This is a genomic window from Akkermansia muciniphila ATCC BAA-835, from assembly GCF_000020225.1.
Taxonomy (GTDB): domain Bacteria; phylum Verrucomicrobiota; class Verrucomicrobiia; order Verrucomicrobiales; family Akkermansiaceae; genus Akkermansia; species Akkermansia muciniphila.
In genome coordinates this window covers 651,344-670,593 of record NC_010655.1, presented here as the reverse complement: position 1 = coordinate 670,593, position 19,250 = coordinate 651,344, and the positions used below count along the sequence as shown (strand labels likewise).

Below are 19,250 nucleotides of genomic sequence, written 5' to 3'. Positions count from 1 at the left end.
GGGATTGAACCATGTATCCGGACGCCGGGCAACTGGAAATGCAAAAAAAGTGCTGATGGGGCAATCATGTATTGCCTATTTCCCGGAAATAGGGCACGAAGGAAGGCGTATGGACGAGGAAGCCACAGCAACCGGACGCAACCACGGAGAACAGCCTTTGGATGAACTGATGAAGCGCTGGCATCTGACCAATCACGACCTGGTGGAAATTTCTCCGGAGCAGCTTACCCACAAGCAGGTCCAAAAAGCCCGGCAGGGGCGCCAGCTTACCCTGAAAATGATGCAGAAGGTATGCCGTGCCTTGAATGTAGCCATCTGGGAACGGCTCACCCCCATGCAGAAAGAGCAGTACTTCGAATACATGCACAAGCATGTGTTCAGCTATGCCAAGGGATATGATCCGGCCTGGAAAGACCCGAACATGGACATGATGGCCTGACCCCGGATTCCGTTACCGGGCGGATTTTGCCTGCTGCCAGCGTGCCTCCATGGCCTCCGCAGAAGCTTCTTCCAGGGAAAGACCGTCTTTGGCAAGCAGCCGTTCCATTTCGTTGAAACGCCGCTCAAATTTTCTGTTTGCTCCGGCCATGGCCGTTTCCGGGTCGATTCCTTTTTTCCTGCACAGGTTGACTACGGAAAACAGAAGATCCCCCAATTCTTCCGCGACGCGGGGGTCTTCCTCCGGTGCGGAAAGAATTTCCCCGCATTCCGCGGTTTCTTCCTTCACCTTGTCAAGGGCGCCTTGGGCGTCCGCCCAGTCAAATCCTACTTTGGCGGCTTTTTTCTGGAGCTTCCATGCTTGGAGCATGGGCGGCAGCCCCTTGCCTGTTCCATGCAGGTATGGGGTTGTTTCCGCCCCCTTTTCCCGGCGTTTGATCTTGTCCCACTGAGCTAATACGGCATCCGTCGTGTCCGCCTTGGACTGGGCAAATACGTGGGGATGGCGGCGGACGAGTTTTTCGCTTACTTCCGCAGCCACGTCATTGAAATCGAAACGCCCTGCTTCCTGGGCAATCTCCGCATGAAAAACCACTTGAAGCAAAACATCGCCCAATTCTTCCCTCAGCTGCGTCCAGTCATTCCGCTGAATGGTGTCCACGACTTCATAGGCTTCCTCGATCATATTGGAAATCAGGGAATGGTGGGTTTGCTCCGCGTCCCAGGGGCAGCCGTGGGGCGCGCGCAGACGTTTCATGATGGCGATGAGGCGCTGCATTTGAAGGGCAGGCTCGCGGCATTCGATCATTTCAGTGTCGTTCATGACGGAGCCATACTAATCGCGCAAGGGCGGATGACTAGAAAAAATTCCTCTTTACCCGAAACGCTTCTTCCTTACACTCGCCTCCATGGAAGTTCACACGTGGAAAGAACGCACGGAAGAGGGAACCCTGGTGTACAGGGCATGCCACCATGCCGGCAAATGGAAGCTGGAGTGCGCCCCCAAGGTGGGCCGTGCGGAACGTGACGATGTGGAATGGGAACACGTGGAATTAACGCGGGCGCACTGGGTGACCCTGCGTGATGTGCTGTGGCGTAAATACCAGCGCAAGCGGTGCCCGTGGCGTTTCATTGAAACCATAGACAAGCTTCTGGAAGAGATGCCGGAAGAGGAGGGCGCCGATTCCCCCGATGGGAAGTGCGAACGATAGGAGCCTCTTTCAACTTTCTGCCGTGCGGGGAATGCTGAGGTCGGTTGTCAGGGAATGGCTTTCCTGGGTGTATCCTTTTGTCTGCGAGTTATGCGGCCGCGGCGGCCTGGATGGCTGCCATGTTTGCCCGGACTGCCGCGGAAGTTTCGTGCCTGTCGAGCCTCCCTTCTGTGCCGTCTGCGGGGAACCGGCGGAGGGTTCCTTCATCCCGTCCGGATTATGCCGTCGCTGCGCGGTAGCTCTCCCCTCTTTTGAGGAAGCCCGTGCCGTGTATGTGAATACGGGATCATTGCGGGATCTTCTGCTGGCTTTCAAATATGGGGGAGCCGTTCATCTGGCCGGCTCCTTCGCGCAGATGATGGCAGAGGCAGTGCGTGGAAATCCTCACTGGTTCGGCGGGAAAAAACGCCTGATCGTTCCCGTGCCCATGCACCGCGGCAAACAGGCTCGAAGGGGGTACAACCAGGCGCAGGAACTGGCGGTTCTGCTGGGAGAGGAACTGGGCTGGCCGTATGCCGGCGTGCTGAAACGCCTGCCGGATACGCTTCCCCAGGCCAGCTTGTCGCGGGAGCAGCGGCTCAGACATGCCCGTAAAATTTATGCGGCGGATGAAAAAAGGATGAAACGCAGCCCCGTCAGGGGCAGGGATGTGCTGCTGGTGGATGATGTTTTTACGACCGGAGCCACGGCAGACTCCTGCGCCCGTCTGCTCCTCCGCTCCGGGGCTGCTTCCGTCTGCGTGCTGACGCTGGCGCGGACGCATCATGCATGGCGCGGCTGAACCGGAATTTTCTTTCAGCCCGCCTGTTTCCTTTTTACAATGGCAGGCATGAATCCGGAGCTGATGTTTCATACGGAAGATGAAGTCATGTTTTATGATACGGACTGCGGCGGGGTGGTTCATAACCTGGCCTATTTGCGCATGATTGAGACCTGCCGTACCAAACTTGGAGCTAAATTGGGAATGGATTACAAAACCATGAGCGATTTGCAGCAGTTTGCCGTAGTGGTGCGCCATGAGATTGACTATGTGCGTCCGGCCGTTCTGGGAGACACCATTTTGACGACGGGATGGCTTCAATCCGTGGACCGGGCCCGCTTCTGGTGCGATTTTGAAATGAGGCGCGCTTCCAATAATGATCTTCTGGTCAGGGCTCATCAGCAGCTAGCCCTGGTCCAGATGCCGCAGGGGCGTCCTGTGCGTATTCCTGCCGAATGGCGTGCGAGATGGCTGGAATGCATGGAATCCTGATCTTTTTTTGTCCATCTTCCATTTTACGCTTGCCATGAAAGGGGGTGTGGTGTTTACTGCTTGCGCCCTTCCAGCAAGGGTAAGTGCTTGGGTAGCTCAGTTGGTAGAGCAGTAGACTTTTAATCTATTGGTCCCGGGTTCGAGTCCCGGTCCAAGTACCATTCCTTTTTTGAAACCCTGTGGACTCAATAGTTTACAGGGTTTTCTCTTTCTTGTTTCAGATGCAGAAAATGGCCCAAGTGCTATCTGTTTCACTTACAGGTTAATAGCATTATATGGCGGTAACCGTTCTGGTTAAAAAGATGGAAGTAGTTGATTGTAAATAGGCTGGAATATATATATCCCAGGAAATTTTTAAGGGATATGGCGTTGGGCGTAGCAGGCTATTCTGTCCGTACTGCCGTCATGGGAATCCATCCCGGACGGCGCGTTCTATTTCATGAAACAACAGGAAATGGTCCTTTAAATGGTACAACCATGATTTAACGTCGGCCAATTCATGGGCTTCCAGCATGGTGACGGGCGAAATGAACGGATTTTTTTTAACGGCGATTTCGATAAGCCCGATGATTTCATTTCTCTTGCTCAGGACGGGAATGGCCAGATACTGCATGTATTTTTCCTCCGGAGGCTGGTTGCGCTTCCGGAAAAAGCTGCGCTGCACTTCTTCCGGGCTGGAAAGAACCAGGGGGCTGAGGTGGCGTTCCGCGAATAATTGTTCATCCAGCATGGCGGGTGTTTTCGTTACGGGCCGCGGAGGCTGTGCCAGCAGGGAAGGGGTGTCGTTATTGTGTTCTCCCTGTGCGTAGCCTATAACGTGCAGCAAGGTTTGGTCTTTCCTCCGCTCTGCCTGAATATAAAGCACTTCAAAGACAAGGGAGTTTTTATATTCAGCCAGCGCAGCGGCAATGGTGGAGCACAGGAACAGGCAGGCTCCGTTGAAGCTTTCCGTCGTCCCCCTTGAACCGTCCGTTTTTGCCTCCCGGCAACTTTCTCCATTCAGTTTATTGGCGAAGTTTTCGTATTCTCCGCTCAGGGCGGCGTAAGTTTTTTTGTAAAGAGCCGCACTGCGGTTTTTCAGGGCGCAGGCATGTTCCCTGGTTTCCCGGTTTCTGTTGAGCAGTCTCTGGCATTCCACATGCCATACAATGAAAGCGGCGCCCAGGATGATCAAAAGGACTATTTTCCCCGTATTGGCTCCTTCCATGGGAGTTCCCCCGATGATGGAGATCACGACAACCAGAATAGGCTGGAACAGATTTGCTTTTTTGAGGAAAGAGGGCTCTTTGAACATAAAAAGACGCTGTGCAAGTTTTGTTAAAGGTGTGTTATGAATTGATTATCAAAAATATTCCATATCTGATGTGACGGCTGTGCAGAACGAAGGTAAGGTACAGAAAGGTTTTTTCTTATGGCATTTTAAATTAAGTTTATTTACAATCAATGAGTTTTTTGCTAATTTAGAAGTATTCTAATACGGTATTTCTTTGAATGATAAGGATTCTTTTATTCCAATAATTGTTAGGAAAAAAGAAGAGTTTTCCTTTTGGGAAATGATTTGGTAAACAGCGGTGTTTTGCCTGGTTTTAACCTTATAAAGGAATTATTTTTGATTACAGGGCAAAAAATAGGGCATAGGAAAAATCCGAATGAAGAAGCGGATTTTTATGTAATTCCCCTTCATGGGAAAGGATGGCAAGGAGTGTGAAAATAATGAATGGTTCCCGGAATGCCCGGGAGACAGGAATGTTGCCGCGGACGGGAATAACTGTTATTCCCTGCTTTTTCTTTCCCGGTGAATCACATGCCGTTTTCCGTTACTTGAGGAAACGGAAATCAGAATTTTCTTCCGGAAGGGGATTCCCATAGAAACGTTTAGGGCGCGTATGCCCGTTTTTCTGCCGGGCTGTGTCGTTCGGCATGGTTTTCCGCCGCCCATTTCCTGTACTGTGCGGACAATTGTTCTACAAGCGTCTGGTGCCTGGATGCCAGATTGTTCTGTTCCGTCCTGTCCCTGATGTCGTACACCTGCCAGGGGCCGCGGTTGGGGGCCACCAGCTTGAATTGACTTGTCAGGGCCGCCCGGTTCCTCTGATGTTCCCAGAAGATAGTGCGGGGAGGGCAGGTATTGGGAATGAAGTCCCACACCTTGGACGGAGGAAGTTCCGGAGGATTATTCCAGTAGGTGTTGAGCGGCTTGCCGTCCATATGGGCCGGAATTGGGAGAGCGGCCCACGCAAGGCAGGTTGGGGCGATGTCCTGAAGCAGGAAAGGCGAGTGGTAGCGCGATCCCGGACGTATTTTGGAAGGGTAGCGAATGATGAAGGGGGCGGACAGCCCTCCGTCAAAGGTTTCTATTTTATACTGGCGGTAAGGGGTATTGGACACAGCCGCCCACATGGGGCCGTATCCGTCCCTGCATCCGACTTCTCCCAGCGGGCCTGTGGGGAGGGTAGTCTTCTTGTTTTTATTGTTCTGGGGCATTTCCGCTGTTGCGCCATTGTCTGATAAAAACATGACGATGGTATTGTCACTGAGGCGGTGACGTTCTAGGGACGCGAGAATGCGGCCTATGCCGCGGTCCATGATAACGATTTGGGCGGCGTAGGTGGCCATGCATTCGGCAATATAATCCTTCCGCTTTGCGGAAGTTTTTTCATAGCCTTCTGGATTGAATTTGCCGGCCATGCCCAGTTTGGCGGCAGGAGGGACGATTCCCAGCAGCTTTTGTTTTTCCAGTCTTTTGGAAGCAATGGCATGGGGGGATTTGCCGTTGTAGAACGGGAGCATTTTTTCTATTTCCCTCCGGGGGGCCTGGAGGGGTGTATGCGGAGCCGTATAAGCCACGTAAAGGAAGAAGGGCTGCCTGCTTTTGGCGGCATCGCCAATATAGGCCAGAGCCGTTTTGGTGATATCGTCCGTCATGTAGAAATCCTCCGGCAGATCCTCCGGACGGAGCAGTTTCCCGTTTTCACCGAAGGGGCTGTCCGGCATGGGCCTGTAGTAATCTGCCGCTCCACCCAGCAAACCGCGGGAACGGTCGAAGCCGCGGTCCCATGGGTAGGATCCCCGAACTTTTCCAAGATGCCATTTCCCGGAAAGATAGGTACGGTATCCCGCTTTTTTCAGAAGTTCCGGCAGGGTGGGGATACCCGGGTTCAGGCGTCCGCGGTAGCCGGGGCGCCCGCTGTCGTCATCCAGGAGCCCTACGTCCACCTTGTGAGGTTCGCAGCCGGTCATGATGGAGGCCCGGGAGGGTGAACAGCGGGAAGCGGTGTAGAGCCGGGTTGCCAGCATCCCCTGTCTGGCCAGGGTATCCAGGGCTGGAGTGGGTATTTCCGAACCGTAGCAGCCCGGGTCGGACCATCCCATGTCATCAGCCAGGATAAGGACGATATTAGGCCTGTCCGCCAGTGAAGGGACAAGGGTAAGCAACCAGAAGGCTATGCTGGACATGATGGAGGAACGCAGGGTAGAGCACATGAAAGGAATATGGAATATCATATATAATAAGCGGAACCGCTATTGATTCTTGCAGCAGGAGGAAAAAACAGGCCGTTCCGGAAAGATCCGTCCTGCGTATGCCTGTTTTTGCCGGAGGCCTTCTCCTGCGGCTGAATGTCTTTTCTGCGTGATGAAGCAGTGCCGGAAGAGGCGGCCTCCCTACCACCATAGGATGGCGCAAAGCAGAATGGCGGCTCCATAGGCCATTCCTCCCAGGCAAAGAGGCGTCCACCAAGCAGGTTTGGAGCATATTTTATTGACCATGTCGCGGTACAGGTAGGGCTTGCCTATCCAGAGAATCGAAAGGAAAATGACGATGTAACACCAGATGGGAATAAGGAGCCTGGTCACTGGCTCCTGAAGGAAGGCGGCACTGAGCAGGGGAGCTGCCACCATCAGGCCGAAGATGCCTAGCGCCCGTGGAAAGAGCAGGTTTTTCACCTGCGTGACCATCAGCACCAGAAAGACGGGGCATGCCAGCTGGAGCAGCCAGCGGATACCTTCAAATTCCGCCAGCCCCACCCGAAAGCGGCTCAGCACGCCCAATCCTTCGGGAGCCACCAGCAGAAAGAACCAGAACAGGCCGCCGGCCAGCAGAATCTGAGCCAGCAGGTGGTTGCGCGGAGACGCCAGCAGAAAAGCCTGCACCTGCTGCCTTTTTACCAGCGCATACAGGTGGACCAGCAACAGAACGGTTCCCAGGATATACCCCGCCACAGACAGTGGTATCATTCCATCGTACGGATGCAGGAAGGGAGCATGCTGGTTCATCTGGACGCTAACCTTAATGATTATCTCGGTTTCGTAAAGGCGAATCAGTGGGAGTAGGAAGAAAATTCCACTGGATTGCCGGCAATGGTCCGGCAGCTTCCCGCCCGCGCCGGGCGGAGAAACAAGGGGTTCAGGAACCTTGGGTGACTTTGTTAAGCGTAGGGTCCTCAACGGGGGATATTTTCCCGTCCGCATAAAGCACCATGATTCCTCCCTGGTGGCGTTCAAGGGCCGGGACTACGATTTCCTCAAAATCCTGTTCCGTGATGACGCTGCGCCCGTCAATCGGGATGCCGTCGCTGATCCAGGGTTTGCCCCGCAGGGCCTGGCCGCGCGCCACATTCATAGGACGCCCCTTCCGGTTGTCCAGCCAGCTGGTGTAGGAAATGGTGTCCGGCCCGGCGGGAAGGTTGGCATCCTCCGCTCCGAGGATTTCCGGACGCTTGTCGTTTTTGCAGCGGAACGTGTCCGGGAGCATGTTGGGTTCCTTGGCGTTCCGGGCGATCAGGTCGGGTTGTTCCGCATTAACGATGGGCGCCAGGGCGTCCCACCAGTTCCGGCATTCCCTGGCACTCAGGAGGCTGTCTTTCATGCCGCTGGAGGGCAGTTTTCCGCCGTTCTGGCCTGCGAATTCCTTGCCCCAGTCGCTAATGCGGCGCAGGTTGTCCGTACAGCGCGTTCTGGCTGCCGTTTCCGTGGCATGGGAATAAATGCTGTAGGAGACGCCTGCCAGCAAGGCAATGATGGCGATGACTACGAGAACTTCAATGAGCGTGAAACCTTTGCTGCGTGGGGTAAGTAAGCGGGTTTTCATGATTTCCCGCCATTATGCACGATTTAGGCTGCTTGAAAAGGCAGAAACTGCGCTCTTGGGTGAAAAGAGCGAGGCCGGTGCTCCGGAGATGAAAAAGGCCGGTCCCGTGAAGGACCGGCCTGTAGAAGGGGTGGCGCCGGATTCCGCTTATTTGGCGGAAGTTACCAGAGCAGCGAAGGATTCCGGCTTCAGGGAAGCGCCGCCAACCAGAGCCCCGTCAATGTCCGGCTGGGCCATGAGTTCCTCCACGTTTTCCGGTTTTACGGAGCCGCCGTACTGGATGCGCACCTTGGCGGCGGCGTCTGCTCCGAAGACGTCGGAAATAACCTTGCGGATAAAGGAATGGGCTTCTTGGGCTTCCTTGGAAGTTGCGGTCAGGCCGGTGCCAATGGCCCAGACGGGTTCATAGGCGATGACCAGGTTGGATACCTCCTCCGGGGTGAGATCCTTGAGGCCGCCCTTGAGCTGGATTTCCAGCACGGGTTCCAAAATGCCCCCCAGGCGTTCGTCCTTCGTTTCTCCGATGCAGAAAATGGGGGTGATGCCTGCGGCGATGGCCTTCTTGATTTTGGAGTTGATAATGGCATCCGTTTCTCCGAAATATTGGCGGCGTTCGCTGTGGCCGAGCACCACATACTTGAGGTTCAGTTCATTCAGCATGCTGGTGGAGATTTCACCGGTATAAGCTCCGTTGTCGTACTGGGAGACGTTCTGGGCTCCGGCGGCGATGCAGGAGCAACCGCCCAGAGCGTTCTGCACGGAGGGAATGGTGGTGAAGGGAGGGATGATGACCACGTCACACGCGACGTCTTTCCCCTTAATGAGGTTTTTGAAGCTTTCGATGAACTGGGTGCCTTCGGCGGGGCCGATGTTCATCTTCCAGTTGGCGGCAATGATGGGTTTGCGGGACATAATGGAATGATATTAATCAGGAACACGCATTGTTGACAAATTGAAGCTGAGGTCAAGCACAGATCAAAAGGGCCGCATACGCGCCGTCCGATTTTTCCTCGTGGGGAAGGATAAGTTTTTCTTCTTTCAGCGTCCATTCCGGATGGTTCTGCAAAAAGTCCCTGATCAGCAGTCCGTCTTCCTCCGCGTCAATGGAACAGGTGGAATAAACCAGTCTGCCGCCCGGTTTGACGGCGCGGGAGGCATTTTCCAGGATGGTCTTCTGGAGTGCGGTCAGGCGACGGATTTCCTCCGGAGTCAGGCGCCAGCGCACGTCCACGCGGCGTTGGATGACTCCGGTGTTGGAACAGGGAACGTCCAGAAGCACGGCGTCAAAGCGGCCCTTCCATTCCGTGCGGCAGGGAAGGGACCAGTCCGCCTGCGCCGTCCTGACGAAGGAAGAACCCTGCCTGTCCAGGTTTTCCTTCAGGGTGGGCAGCCGGTGTTCGTGGAGATCCGTGGCGGTCAGGTGGGCTTTGCCTCCGGTAGCGGCGATGATGGCGGCGGATTTGCCGCCGGGGGCGGCGCAGGCGTCCAGAATTTCCTCTCCGGGCTGTGGGGCCAGCAAATCAATGGAATAACGGGTGGAAGGATCCGCTACGTAAAGGGAGCCTGTTTTAATTTCCTCCAGCGGCAGAAGGCCTTCCACGGAGAACCAGCCGGGCGCGCGGTCCAGCGGGGCGAGGGAGGCCGGAATATTTTTCATGGGCATCAGAGGATTGGCGCGCACATACAGGCGCGGCGTGGTATTGTTCCAGCGGAGCAGGTCGCGGGCCATTTGCGGCCCCATTTGTTCCGTCCATCTCCGTACCAGCCACGCGGGGGTGGAATAATGAATGGAAAGCGGAAGTTTTTCCCGTTCCTCCAGAATGGTTTTCTCCCGCCGCAAAGCGTTGCGCAGGATAGCGTTTACCAGTCCTCTCAGGCGTACGGACGCGAGATTCACGGTTTCATACACAGCGGCGTGGTCCGCCATGCCCAGCAGAAAAAGCTGGCTCAACCCCAGTTGGAGAATAAGACGCGCTTCCACGTCCAGCCTGCCTTTCCGGAGGGTTCCGATGACGTGGTCCAGCCAGGTCTGGTTGCGCAATACGCTGAAGACCAAAGCCTGCACCAGGTGCCTGTCTGCCGATGGAAGCGCGGTTCGTGAACATTCCCGGTCCACGAGGGTTTCCGCGAAGGAGCGGCCTGCATGCCAGCTCCTCAGGCAATTTAGTGCTGTCTGGCGGGGGGAGGGGGGATTGTTCTTCACCGGGGAACTCTACATGCGGAACGTTCAGGTTTCAACCTGCAAAAACGCCCGGCGGAAAAAGGAGGATGCCGGGCCAGCTCCGGATTTCACCTGTCTTTTCTGGGGCTGCCCACTTCCTTCCTGTAAATGGCCCGGAGTTTTTCCAGCTGGTCTTTCCTTGTTTCCGCAAGATTATGTCTTTCTTCAGGGTCCTTGCCTATTTGAAAGAGGAACGGTTTATTTTGTTTTTGCGTAAGCTTCCAGCCGTCCCCCGTGATGACGGTGTGATCCACGACCACATAATCGCGCTGCCTGGCGGAGTTGCCGGACAGTATATCTATATAGGAAACGGCATCTTTACCTTCCGGCATGCGGACCCCCGCAAGATCGGCGAAAGAGGCCATATGGTCGTAATTGGCCACCAGGCTGTGGCAGACCTTCCCATAGGGCAGTGTGCCGGGCCAGGAAATGATGAGGGGAACGCGGATGCCTCCTTCATGGCTGGTCCATTTCAGTCCGGCCCGCGGCCGCGGCCTTTATCTGTACGGTAGTAAAGTTCATGCCCGTTGTCGGAACTGAAAATGATAATGGTGCGCTTGTCCAGGCCCAGCTTGCGCACCTGGTCCACGATGGCTCCGACCTGCCTGTCCAGCTTGTCCACCATGGAAGCGTATTCTTCTGCCGCTCCGGAGCATTCCCTGTTGGTTCCGCTGGCATTGCCATAGGCCTGACGGATGGAGGGGGAGCCCGCGTACGTGTTTTCTTCCGGAGGAATATCTACCGGGCCGTGGGGAAGGTTGGTGGAAAAAAAGATGAACATGGGCTTGTTCCGGTTTTCCTCCATGAAACGAAGGGTTTCCGCCAGCATCACGTCCGGAGCGTAGGTGACTTTACCTTCCCTGTTGCCTCTTCGTTTTTCTGTGGCTCCCGGACTGTAGTCTTCCGGGGTTTTGCCTCCGTCGGCGTGGGTGTTGCCTTTCAGGGGGAGGCGTTCGCCGTCTTTCCAGAGGAAGGAGGGATAAAAGCCATGGGCCCTTTGATGGTCCATGTACCCTACATAGCGGTCCCAGCCGTGTCTTTTCAATTCTCCGTGCCAGGTGGTGAATCCCCATTCCAGCTTGCCGAACTGTCCCGTGACGTATCCGGCCTTTTTCAGCAATTCCGGGAGGAACACTTCTCCCTCGGCGGCCTTGATGCGTGCTGCCCGTGCCGCTTTCTCTTCCAGTTGCTCATTGGACCAGCCTTTCCGTTCCGCCGTGATGACCAGGGCTCCCGCCGTCTGGGTGTAGGAATGGGAGTGGCTGTCGTGCACGCCCATAAGCAGGGAAGCGCGCGCCGGGCAGCAATATTGGCTGCTGTAGCACCGGGTGAACATGATGCCCTGGCTGGCCAGGCGGTCGATATTGGGTGTTTTCACGATTTCCTGGCCATAGCAGCCCAGCATGCCCATGCCCAGGTCATCTGCGTAAATAAAAATGATATTGGGTTTGAAGGCCGCGGCGGATGCCAAAAACGGAGAGAGCGAAAATGCAGCCGCCAGAAATGCGTGTGAAAGAAATCCCATAACGGTCACTACGCAGGAAAGGAAAAGGTTATTGCAAAGAAAAAACCGTCCGGAATACCTTTTCCGGACGGTTTGATAAAGAGTGGTACCGTTACGGGCGCTTAATTGCCGTAGGGTTTGTTGACGCGGCTGAATTGCTTCAGGCGCAATCCGTTGAGGTGGATGAACCCTTCCGCGTCGTTCTGGTTGTACAGTTCCTCGTGGCCGCCTTCCATCGTGGCGATTTCTTCGGAATACAGGGACTGCGGGGAACGGCGTCCGGCGTACATGACGTTGCCCTTGTAAAGCTTCAGGCGTACTTCCCCGTTGACGGTTTCCTGGGATTTGGTTACCAGGGCCTGGATGGCCTCGCGTTCCGGTGCAAACCAGAAGCCGTTGTAAACCAGCGTAGCGTATTCCGGGATGAGGGAGTCGCGCACCTTTTGCACTTCCCGATCAATTGTAATTGTTTCAATATCGCGGTGGGCCGCCAGCAGGATGGTGCCGCCGGGAGTTTCATAAATGCCGCGGCTCTTCATGCCCACAAAGCGGTTTTCTACGATATCCACGCGGCCGATGCCATGCTTGCCGCCCAGGGCGTTCAGCACGTACATGACGCCCAGGGGGCTGAGCAGGGTATACCCGTCGCGTTCTCCTTTCGGGTTGACGCCCAGTTCTTTCAGCAGAACGTCGAGACCATCGTACTGGATGCCGATGACATTGCCCTTTTCATACAGGAGCTGGATGTATTCGGCCTGGTCCGGAGCATCTTCCGGGGAAACGGAAAGCTTGTACATTTCACGGTCGGCGGGGGTGGTGCCGTCGTACCAGGTATCTTCCAGCATCCCGGCTTCAAAGGAAATGTGAAGCAGGTTGCGGTCCATGGAATAAGGCTTTTTCAGAGACTGCCGGATCGGGATGCCGTGGGATTCCGCGTAGGCGATCATTTCCGTGCGGCCCGGGAACTGCTGGCGGAATTCGGGATCGCGCCACGGGGCGATGACCTTGATGTTCGGAGCCAGGGCATTGACGGCCAGTTCAAAGCGGACCTGGTCGTTCCCCTTGCCGGTGGCGCCGTGGGCGATGGCGTCCGCGCCTTCCCGGATGGCCAGATCCACCATGTCTTTGGAAATGCAGGGGCGGGCGATGGAGGTTCCCAGCAGGTAGCGGCCTTCGTAAAGGGCGTTGGCCTGTATCATCGGGAAGATGTAGTTGGTGGCGAAGTCTTCCTTAAGGTCGCCGATGAAGCACTTGGAGGCGCCCGTCGCCAGGGCTTTGGCTTCCAGTCCGTCCAGTTCTTCCGCTTGTCCTACGTCTGCGCAGTAGGCGATGATTTCGGCATTATATTTTTCCTTGAGCCACTTCAGAAGAACGGAGGTGTCAAGGCCGCCAGAGTATGCAACTACGATTTTCATGTACGTCAATGATTAGTGTGCGGCGGCATGATGCCCCATTCCCCCCCCGGAGGAAAGGACAAAATCATGTTTCGCCGCGGGCTTTTTCCCGGAGCCGCCGGAGACTGCTTTGATGAAACGGTTCCAAGCGGAGATGAACCGGCCTTACCGGGGAAAGCAACGCTCATTTCTTCCACAGCTTTTTCCGGAATTTACTCGGGATTTTTACCGGAACCCATTGGAAAACGGCACTCCGTACAAAATGCTGAAAATGTCGGCCCTTTCCGGTTTCCGTTCATGAATCCGGCAATCTTCGGCCATCATCCGGAACAGGAGTGAAACAGCCGCTTTCCTATATAAAGATAGCCATATCTTGCGTTCTTTTTGCATACTCTCACGGAAATTCCCAGCTGAAGCCTGTCCGGTGAACGGTTCCGCCGCCAGTCTGCGTAAATGGTGCAGTTCCCGGTCCTGTCCTCCCTGATGATGAATTTGATTGCGCAATGGATCTGAAACAGGCGGTGCGTGTAGGCAGAACTCCCCATGTCTTTTTTCTTCAATATTTACTGCAGGGACGGAGATAAGGGCCGTTTTTTACGACGGAGCTTCCCTGCCCGATCGCCGTTTTCATGCCGGAATATTTCTAGAAAAATTTTCAGAAAATGTCCTCCGAGCCCTGGGAGCGGGGTATTTTGCATGAACTTCTTTCAAATATGTTTCCTGGGGTGTTGGAGATAATGGTTAGGAAGAGTTAAATAAATTAGCTTCTTCCATCCTGTTGCGAATGTTCCGGATGCCTCCTCACGCGATATGTTTGTGAAAGAAACAGGTATTCAATTCCATGCGCAAAGACCGCCGGAAAGGTCGGATGACATTGAAAACGGCTTGAATTTGATAAAATCGAAAAAAAGCGCTTGATTTTTCATCCCCGTCCCTCTACTTATTCCGCCGAACTTATGGCTAAGAAGAGCTGGATCGCAAGAGACAAGAAAAAGGCTGAAACCGTCAAGCGCTATGCAGAACTGCGTGCGCAATTGAAGGCTGAGAAGGATTATATCGGTTTAACCATGCTGCCCCGCAATGCAAGCCCGACCCGTACGGTCAACCGCTGCCTTGTTTCCGGCCGCCGCCGTGCATTTATCCGCCGTTTCAAGCTTTCCCGTATTTCCTTCCGTGAACTGGCCAATGCCGGCATGATTCCCGGTGTGACCAAGTCCAGCTGGTAAGGACAGGAAAAGGTTGCAGCCTTATAAAGATTTTGACGCTAGGCTGATTTTTATTTAGCCTAGCGTTTTGCTATGCCCATATACGAGTATATTTCTGAAAACCCTGACGACCCCGGACAGTCCTGTCCGGTGTGCCGCCGCGGTTTTGAGTTGAGGCGTCCCGTGGACCGTGCTCCGCTTGAAAAATGCCTTGTGTGCAAGCATCCCGTGCGTAAGGTCATCAGCCGCATTAATGTGCCGGAGGTGACCAAGCCTCTTTCCGTTTCAGACGCCAAGGCTGCCGGATTCACCGTGCTGGAGCGCCGGGACAAGGGCGTTTATGAAAAACTGTGATGACAAAGTGCCGGGCAATATCTCTGCCTTCTTCTCCGAATATATTATTTGAATCAGAATGAATGATCCGGATCCTCTGAGTATTCTTGCGGCCTTCGGGGCCGCTGAAGCGCCCGGTGCAGGCCCGGCGCTGGGTGGGATGATGCTGGCAGTTGCCGGCTTTATCCTTTTTTTGTTGTTGAATGCGTTTTTTGCGGCAGGCGAGTTCGCCTTGATGAAGGTTCGTGAAAGCCAGCTGCACGCCGGGGAAGGTGTTCCGGCCCGAACTCGGAAAAAACTGGCCCGGGCGCGGAAGGCTGCCAAGCATCCTGATCTTTATTTGGCCGCCTGCCAGGCGGGCATTACGCTTTCTTCCCTGGCGTTGGGATTCCTGGGAACGTTTTTTGTATCGGAACTGACAGCTCCCTTTCTGGTTTCCCTGGGATTGGGAGGCATGGTTTCCGTTTACGGAATCGCTCTGGCCGTTACATTTATTTTCTTTGCCTGCTGCCAGGTGGTATTTGGGGAGTTTATCCCCAAGGCTATGGCGATGCGCCAGCCGGACAAGGCCGCCCTGGCGACGGTTCCCCTGCTGTATTTCTTTTATACGGTGTTCAGATATACGGGTATTCTTGGCCTGACGGGCGGAATGGCGCGGTTTGTGCTGAAATACCTGCTGGGCATAGACCCCCGTTCCACGGCGTGCACGGTGCACAGCACGGATGAATTGATGTATCTGGTGGAAGAAAGCGAACGTTCCCGCGAGCTGACGAAGCAGGAGGCTGAAATTTCCAAAAATGCCCTTGAACTGAACGATATGTGCGTCAAGGACGTAATGACCCCGCGCTCTGAAGTGGATGTGATGGATTTGACGGCTCCCTTTGAGGAAAACTGGGAGCTTGCCCGGAAATCCCGCCACACCCGGTTTCCGCTGGTGGAGGGAGACCACCTGGATGAAGTGAAAGGCTGGGTGCATGTCAAAGATCTGCTCAAACTGGTAGGACGGGAAAATCCGGATCTGAGGAGCGTGCGGCGTGAATTGCGCGTGGTGCCGGATACGATGCCCCTGGACAGCCTTCTCACGTTCTTTCTGAAAGAACATGCCCACTTTGCCCTGGTAGTGGATGAATTCGGTGATTCTATCGGCCTGGTATTCCTGGATGATGTGCTGGAACAGATTGTGGGGGATGACATTCAGGACGAGTTTGACCAGGAGGAAATGCGGGAGTTTGTGAAAACCGGCAAGGATACATATGCCGTCAATGGGGCTATTACCCTGTTTGACCTGGCAGATTACCTGCCTGAAATGGATTTGGATTGTCCGGGCGTTACTACGCTGGGCGGTTACGTAATCAGCCGGATGGGTTATATTCCGGAAGAAGGGGAGGAATTGCGGATTGGCCGCTACCGGGCTGTGGTGACGGGGTCTGACGGCAGGAGAATCACGCAGATTCTGCTGGCCCGCCTTCCGGAGGAACAGGAGGAGGAATAGCGCCATGAAGGAAAAACCGCATCCGGATATGAGTTTTGAGATGGAGGCCCGGGCCTCCGGTTTTCTTTGCGTGGCTGGAGTGGATGAGGCCGGGCGCGGGCCGTTGGCCGGTCCCGTGGTAGCCGGCGCCGTTATTTTGCCTGTTCTGGCGGAGGAGTTAACCGGTTTGAACGATTCCAAGCAGTTGACCGCAGCAAAAAGGGAACGCCTGTTTCTGGCTCTTTTGGAGTGTGAACAGGCGGTGTGTTCCGTAGGAGTGGCTTCCGTGGAAGAAATAGACCGGTTCAACATTTTGAGGGCCACTCATCTGGCGATGGCGCGTGCGGTGGAAGGTCTGGCCCTGCGTGCAGATTTCTGCCTGGTGGATGGATTGCCTGTCAAGGGGCTTCCTGTGCCGCACCGCGCCATTGTAAAGGGGGACGGCAGGAGCCTTTCCATAGCCGCCGCCAGCGTTCTAGCCAAGGTGACGAGGGACCGCATGATGATGGAAGCGGACGCTTCCTACCCGCAGTATGGTTTTGCAAAACACAAGGGATATGGCACAAAAGCCCACATGGAAGCTCTGCGGCGGCATGGGCCCTGTCCGCTCCATCGCCGCTCGTTTGCGCCGGTTTCACAAATGGAACTGTCCATCCCTGAGCAGGGGTAAGCGGGATACGGCATGGCTGGGAATGTACGGGGAACTGGCTGCGGCCTCCTTCCTGCGTGCGGAAGGGTGCGTTATCCTGAGGAGAAACTGGCGTCCCGTCAGAGGCGGAGAGCTGGACATTGTGTGCCGGGAAGGGGAGTGCCTGGTTTTTGTGGAGGTGAAAACCCGTACGGGGAATGGTTATGGAGGTGCCCGCCGCGCTGTGAATGCCCGTAAAAGGGCGCTGATACGCCGGGGAGCGGCGGAATGGCTTCGCCTGCTTCCGGAACCGGTGAATTCCCGTTACGATGTTGTGGAAGTCCTGTACAGGGAAGGGATGCCTCCGGAATTCAGACATATCCGCGGAGCATTCGGGGCGAAGGATTTGCCCGCTTCATGAAAAGACGGCAGGGAAAGGCGGGAAGGAAACGCGGCGGATACGGAGCTCAGGTCGCGAAGCCCTGCCGCAGTGGACGGGACAATCTCTTCAGCCCCGCATTTCCCCATGCGGATGCAGATGTTTTTCTATGATAATATAGAGGGAGTGGAAACTCAGTCCGTCCGGAGAGCCAGAATGGCCTCCATGAAATCCTGGGGAATATCCATGCGGGCAAGTTCGTCTTGGAGAAGGACGCCATTGGCTCCTGCGTCCAGCATGCGGCGCGCGTCTTCCACGGTGCGGATGCCCCCTGCGGACAGGACAGTGACGGAGGCGGGTATTTCTTCAATGAGTTTCTCCGTGACTGCAGGATTGGCCTGGAGAGTGTGCGGGTCTGCATTGTTGATGCAGATGAATTCCGCTTCCAGATCCATGACGGTTTCAAGCTCCTTCAGGGTATGGACCTCCATCATCACGTCCAATCCCAGCCCGGAAGCCATGCGGTACAGCTCCGACAAATCCTTTGCCGGCAGGGCGGCCGCCACCAGATTGACGGCATCCGCCCCCGAGACGATGGCCTGGCAGATCATGGCGGGATGAATGAACACGTCGCGCGCCATGACGGGAATGGAACTGATTCTGGAAACAGTGGAAACCATGTCCCATGACCCGCCGTATACTTCCGGTTCCACAGCGATGGAAATGCCCTGCGCTCCGCCCTGGAGGAACATGCCGTACATGTGCCGGATATCCTGGGCTGCTTCCCGGAGGCGGAGGGCGGGATGTACCCTGGATATCTCCGGAATTACGGAGAGGCGGGTTTCCCCAAGGTCCGCCGCGGTGCGGAATCCCGCGTAGTCGTTCCGCTGGATGGCGGAGGCCCGTAATTTTCCTTCCAGGGGAAGAAGTTTTTTCAAATCGGCGCGTTTGCGCTCCAGAATACTGTTTAAATAATCCATATATTACTTTTTGGGCAGGAAATAGGAACGTTGTTTTTCGGAGATGGGCAGGCCTGCCTGTTCCATGACACACAGCATATCCTCCCAAACCTTTCGCTTTTCTGAAATATCTTCCGTGCGGAGAAGATAACTGGGATTGTAAGTAACGCGCACGGGCGTGTTGAAAGCTGTGTGGAAGGTGCCTCTCAGGGCGGAAAGAGGCGTCTCTCCTGACTGGAGGATGCCGCGGGCGGAGATTGCTCCCAGGGCCACCACTACTTTCGGGCGCACCAGCATAATTTCCTCCCGGAGAATGGGCAGGGAAATTTCTATCTCCCGGTCTGTAGGCGGGCGGTTATTGGTAAGCTGCCGGGGGAGGGCCGGACGGTATTTGACCAGATGGGTCAGATAAATATCGGAACGGGAAAGCCCCATGGCTTTCAGCATGGCGTCCAGCTTTTGTCCGGAAGGCCCGGCCAGGGGAACCCCCTGTTTTTCTTCATACAGGCCGGGGGCGTCCGTTACCATCATGATGTCCGCCCTGGGATTGCCGGAGGAAAACACGGGCGTTTCCCTCAAGGAATCCATGTTCCGGAGCGGCGGCCAGTTAACGACCAGCTCCCGCAGGGAGGACAGTTTTTCTTCCTCCGTTTCACCTTCCAGATCAAAGGAAATATGGCGGGGTACCGGAGCATCCTCCTCCGTTCTGTGCGGCTGTACTCCGTTGAGGATATCCCGGAGTTCATTGCCGAAGGATGCTTCATCCACGGAATCTGGAGGCGTCTGCTCCGGGGTGGGCTGTTTCGGCCGTGTTTCATTTGCGGCAGGCTTGGCGTAAACGGAAGCGGGGAGGGGGCTTCCGGATATCCGGCGCGCGTCCATGACCCATTTTCTCAGGACCATTCTGGCTTCCTCCGTGACGGTGGTTTTCTCCACGCCCCGGGATAGCAGGGCGCGCAGATAATCCAGCGTGAGGTGTTGGGGAAGGCCGGCGGACATGTTCGTTCCGGAGTGTAATCTATTTCCGGATGGATGCAACAGCCCATTCGGTATGTGCCTGTCTGCCGGGTGAAACGCCGGGGACTCTTATGGAAGGCCGCCCGGAAGGGAATGGGAAAGAAGAAAATTCCATAAGAGCTCCCTTCCCGCGGCAGATGCCGCTAAAC

The 19,250-nt window shown here is 55.4% G+C and carries 21 protein-coding genes and 1 tRNA gene; 10 read left to right on the top strand and 12 right to left on the bottom strand.

Going from position 1 to position 19,250, the window contains the following annotated elements:
• The first annotated feature begins 55 nt into the window (after positions 1 to 55).
• The gene (locus tag AMUC_RS03135; RefSeq protein WP_233420566.1) at positions 56 to 439 is read left to right on the top strand and encodes a hypothetical protein; all 384 of its coding nucleotides are present in this window, start codon (positions 56 to 58) and stop codon (positions 437 to 439) included.
• A 12-nt stretch (positions 440 to 451) separates the two neighbouring features.
• On the opposite strand, the gene mazG is transcribed toward AMUC_RS03135, so the two are convergent.
• Entirely contained in the window at positions 452 to 1,261 is an 810-nt protein-coding gene (mazG, locus tag AMUC_RS03130) for a nucleoside triphosphate pyrophosphohydrolase (RefSeq protein WP_012419623.1), read from the bottom strand.
• 85 nt (positions 1,262 to 1,346) lie between these two features.
• On the opposite strand from mazG, the gene AMUC_RS03125 reads away from it, so the two are divergent.
• The 4 genes from AMUC_RS03125 (at position 1,347) to AMUC_RS03110 (ending at position 3,062) form a co-directional block, all read left to right on the top strand.
• Positions 1,347 to 1,649 (top strand): hypothetical protein, encoded by a 303-nt coding sequence (locus tag AMUC_RS03125; protein ID WP_012419622.1) that lies wholly within the window; start codon positions 1,347 to 1,349, stop codon positions 1,647 to 1,649.
• Positions 1,650 to 1,680: 31 nt separating this feature from the next.
• On the top strand, positions 1,681 to 2,430 hold the full coding sequence (locus tag AMUC_RS03120) for a ComFC family protein (RefSeq protein ID WP_012419621.1): 750 nt from the start codon (positions 1,681 to 1,683) through the stop codon (positions 2,428 to 2,430).
• Between the two features lie 48 nt (positions 2,431 to 2,478).
• Positions 2,479 to 2,901, top strand: coding sequence for an acyl-CoA thioesterase (locus AMUC_RS03115; protein WP_123038939.1), 423 nt, complete (start codon positions 2,479 to 2,481; stop codon positions 2,899 to 2,901).
• Positions 2,902 to 2,986: 85 nt separating this feature from the next.
• Positions 2,987 to 3,062, top strand: a tRNA-Lys gene (locus AMUC_RS03110).
• 242 nt (positions 3,063 to 3,304) lie between these two features.
• On the opposite strand, the gene AMUC_RS03105 is transcribed toward AMUC_RS03110, so the two are convergent.
• The 9 genes from AMUC_RS03105 to AMUC_RS03065 form a co-directional block, all read right to left on the bottom strand.
• Entirely contained in the window at positions 3,305 to 4,195 is an 891-nt protein-coding gene (locus tag AMUC_RS03105; protein ID WP_012419619.1) for a hypothetical protein, read from the bottom strand.
• 581 nt (positions 4,196 to 4,776) lie between these two features.
• Positions 4,777 to 6,405, bottom strand: a complete 1,629-nt coding sequence (locus tag AMUC_RS11815; protein ID WP_012419617.1) for an arylsulfatase — start codon at positions 6,403 to 6,405, stop codon at positions 4,777 to 4,779.
• 159 nt (positions 6,406 to 6,564) lie between these two features.
• Positions 6,565 to 7,176 (bottom strand): hypothetical protein, encoded by a 612-nt coding sequence (locus AMUC_RS03090; protein WP_012419616.1) that lies wholly within the window; start codon positions 7,174 to 7,176, stop codon positions 6,565 to 6,567.
• Positions 7,177 to 7,306: 130 nt separating this feature from the next.
• On the bottom strand, positions 7,307 to 7,990 hold the full coding sequence (locus AMUC_RS03085) for a type II secretion system protein (protein ID WP_012419615.1): 684 nt from the start codon (positions 7,988 to 7,990) through the stop codon (positions 7,307 to 7,309).
• Between the two features lie 147 nt (positions 7,991 to 8,137).
• Positions 8,138 to 8,902: a triose-phosphate isomerase gene (gene tpiA / locus AMUC_RS03080; protein ID WP_012419614.1), complete on the bottom strand. Its 765-nt coding sequence runs from the start codon at positions 8,900 to 8,902 to the stop codon at positions 8,138 to 8,140.
• Positions 8,903 to 8,954: 52 nt separating this feature from the next.
• Positions 8,955 to 10,193, bottom strand: coding sequence for an RsmB/NOP family class I SAM-dependent RNA methyltransferase (locus tag AMUC_RS11810; protein ID WP_012419613.1), 1,239 nt, complete (start codon positions 10,191 to 10,193; stop codon positions 8,955 to 8,957).
• Between the two features lie 86 nt (positions 10,194 to 10,279).
• Entirely contained in the window at positions 10,280 to 10,660 is a 381-nt protein-coding gene (locus tag AMUC_RS11805; protein WP_325058579.1) for a sulfatase/phosphatase domain-containing protein, read from the bottom strand.
• Between the two features lie 23 nt (positions 10,661 to 10,683).
• Positions 10,684 to 11,736 (bottom strand): sulfatase-like hydrolase/transferase, encoded by a 1,053-nt coding sequence (locus AMUC_RS03070; RefSeq protein ID WP_052294429.1) that lies wholly within the window; start codon positions 11,734 to 11,736, stop codon positions 10,684 to 10,686.
• Between the two features lie 101 nt (positions 11,737 to 11,837).
• Positions 11,838 to 13,130: an argininosuccinate synthase gene (locus AMUC_RS03065; RefSeq protein WP_012419612.1), complete on the bottom strand. Its 1,293-nt coding sequence runs from the start codon at positions 13,128 to 13,130 to the stop codon at positions 11,838 to 11,840.
• A 935-nt stretch (positions 13,131 to 14,065) separates the two neighbouring features.
• Here AMUC_RS03065 and rpsN point away from each other — a divergent pair.
• The 5 genes from rpsN (at position 14,066) to AMUC_RS03030 (ending at position 17,167) form a co-directional block, all read left to right on the top strand.
• The gene (gene rpsN / locus AMUC_RS03050; protein WP_012419610.1) at positions 14,066 to 14,335 is read left to right on the top strand and encodes a 30S ribosomal protein S14; all 270 of its coding nucleotides are present in this window, start codon (positions 14,066 to 14,068) and stop codon (positions 14,333 to 14,335) included.
• Between the two features lie 72 nt (positions 14,336 to 14,407).
• Positions 14,408 to 14,668 (top strand): FmdB family zinc ribbon protein, encoded by a 261-nt coding sequence (locus tag AMUC_RS03045; RefSeq protein WP_012419609.1) that lies wholly within the window; start codon positions 14,408 to 14,410, stop codon positions 14,666 to 14,668.
• Between the two features lie 58 nt (positions 14,669 to 14,726).
• Positions 14,727 to 16,139 (top strand): hemolysin family protein, encoded by a 1,413-nt coding sequence (locus tag AMUC_RS03040; protein WP_031930337.1) that lies wholly within the window; start codon positions 14,727 to 14,729, stop codon positions 16,137 to 16,139.
• 28 nt (positions 16,140 to 16,167) lie between these two features.
• Complete coding sequence (locus AMUC_RS03035; RefSeq protein WP_042448689.1) at positions 16,168 to 16,788, top strand: ribonuclease HII; 621 nt, start codon at positions 16,168 to 16,170, stop codon at positions 16,786 to 16,788.
• 22 nt (positions 16,789 to 16,810) lie between these two features.
• On the top strand, positions 16,811 to 17,167 hold the full coding sequence (locus AMUC_RS03030; protein ID WP_012419606.1) for a YraN family protein: 357 nt from the start codon (positions 16,811 to 16,813) through the stop codon (positions 17,165 to 17,167).
• Positions 17,168 to 17,319: 152 nt separating this feature from the next.
• On the opposite strand, the gene AMUC_RS03025 is transcribed toward AMUC_RS03030, so the two are convergent.
• Together AMUC_RS03025 and AMUC_RS03020 are read right to left on the bottom strand one after the other, a co-directional pair.
• Positions 17,320 to 18,105 (bottom strand): beta/alpha barrel domain-containing protein, encoded by a 786-nt coding sequence (locus AMUC_RS03025; protein WP_012419605.1) that lies wholly within the window; start codon positions 18,103 to 18,105, stop codon positions 17,320 to 17,322.
• 3 nt (positions 18,106 to 18,108) lie between these two features.
• Positions 18,109 to 19,083, bottom strand: coding sequence for a uracil-DNA glycosylase (locus tag AMUC_RS03020; protein WP_012419604.1), 975 nt, complete (start codon positions 19,081 to 19,083; stop codon positions 18,109 to 18,111).
• Positions 19,084 to 19,250 lie beyond the last annotated feature (167 nt).

What these genes read in the sequence shown, in the direction of transcription:
- AMUC_RS03030 (WP_012419606.1), top strand. Translation starts at nt 16,811, where the DNA reads ATGTACGGGGAACTGGCTGCGGCCTCCTTCCTGCGTGCGGAAGGGTGC.
- AMUC_RS03115 (WP_123038939.1), top strand. Translation starts at nt 2,479, where the DNA reads ATGAATCCGGAGCTGATGTTTCATACGGAAGATGAAGTCATGTTTTAT.
- AMUC_RS11815 (WP_012419617.1), bottom strand. Translation starts at nt 6,405, where the DNA reads ATGATATTCCATATTCCTTTCATGTGCTCTACCCTGCGTTCCTCCATC.
- rpsN (WP_012419610.1), top strand. Translation starts at nt 14,066, where the DNA reads ATGGCTAAGAAGAGCTGGATCGCAAGAGACAAGAAAAAGGCTGAAACC.
- AMUC_RS03125 (WP_012419622.1), top strand. Translation starts at nt 1,347, where the DNA reads ATGGAAGTTCACACGTGGAAAGAACGCACGGAAGAGGGAACCCTGGTG.
- AMUC_RS03135 (WP_233420566.1), top strand. Translation starts at nt 56, where the DNA reads ATGGGGCAATCATGTATTGCCTATTTCCCGGAAATAGGGCACGAAGGA.
- AMUC_RS03025 (WP_012419605.1), bottom strand. Translation starts at nt 18,105, where the DNA reads ATGGATTATTTAAACAGTATTCTGGAGCGCAAACGCGCCGATTTGAAA.
- tpiA (WP_012419614.1), bottom strand. Translation starts at nt 8,902, where the DNA reads ATGTCCCGCAAACCCATCATTGCCGCCAACTGGAAGATGAACATCGGC.
- AMUC_RS03085 (WP_012419615.1), bottom strand. Translation starts at nt 7,990, where the DNA reads ATGAAAACCCGCTTACTTACCCCACGCAGCAAAGGTTTCACGCTCATT.
- AMUC_RS03035 (WP_042448689.1), top strand. Translation starts at nt 16,168, where the DNA reads ATGAGTTTTGAGATGGAGGCCCGGGCCTCCGGTTTTCTTTGCGTGGCT.
- mazG (WP_012419623.1), bottom strand. Translation starts at nt 1,261, where the DNA reads ATGAACGACACTGAAATGATCGAATGCCGCGAGCCTGCCCTTCAAATG.
- AMUC_RS03020 (WP_012419604.1), bottom strand. Translation starts at nt 19,083, where the DNA reads ATGTCCGCCGGCCTTCCCCAACACCTCACGCTGGATTATCTGCGCGCC.
- AMUC_RS03070 (WP_052294429.1), bottom strand. Translation starts at nt 11,736, where the DNA reads ATGGGATTTCTTTCACACGCATTTCTGGCGGCTGCATTTTCGCTCTCT.
- AMUC_RS03090 (WP_012419616.1), bottom strand. Translation starts at nt 7,176, where the DNA reads ATGAACCAGCATGCTCCCTTCCTGCATCCGTACGATGGAATGATACCA.
- AMUC_RS03045 (WP_012419609.1), top strand. Translation starts at nt 14,408, where the DNA reads ATGCCCATATACGAGTATATTTCTGAAAACCCTGACGACCCCGGACAG.
- AMUC_RS03040 (WP_031930337.1), top strand. Translation starts at nt 14,727, where the DNA reads ATGAATGATCCGGATCCTCTGAGTATTCTTGCGGCCTTCGGGGCCGCT.
- AMUC_RS03105 (WP_012419619.1), bottom strand. Translation starts at nt 4,195, where the DNA reads ATGTTCAAAGAGCCCTCTTTCCTCAAAAAAGCAAATCTGTTCCAGCCT.
- AMUC_RS03065 (WP_012419612.1), bottom strand. Translation starts at nt 13,130, where the DNA reads ATGAAAATCGTAGTTGCATACTCTGGCGGCCTTGACACCTCCGTTCTT.
- AMUC_RS03120 (WP_012419621.1), top strand. Translation starts at nt 1,681, where the DNA reads ATGCTGAGGTCGGTTGTCAGGGAATGGCTTTCCTGGGTGTATCCTTTT.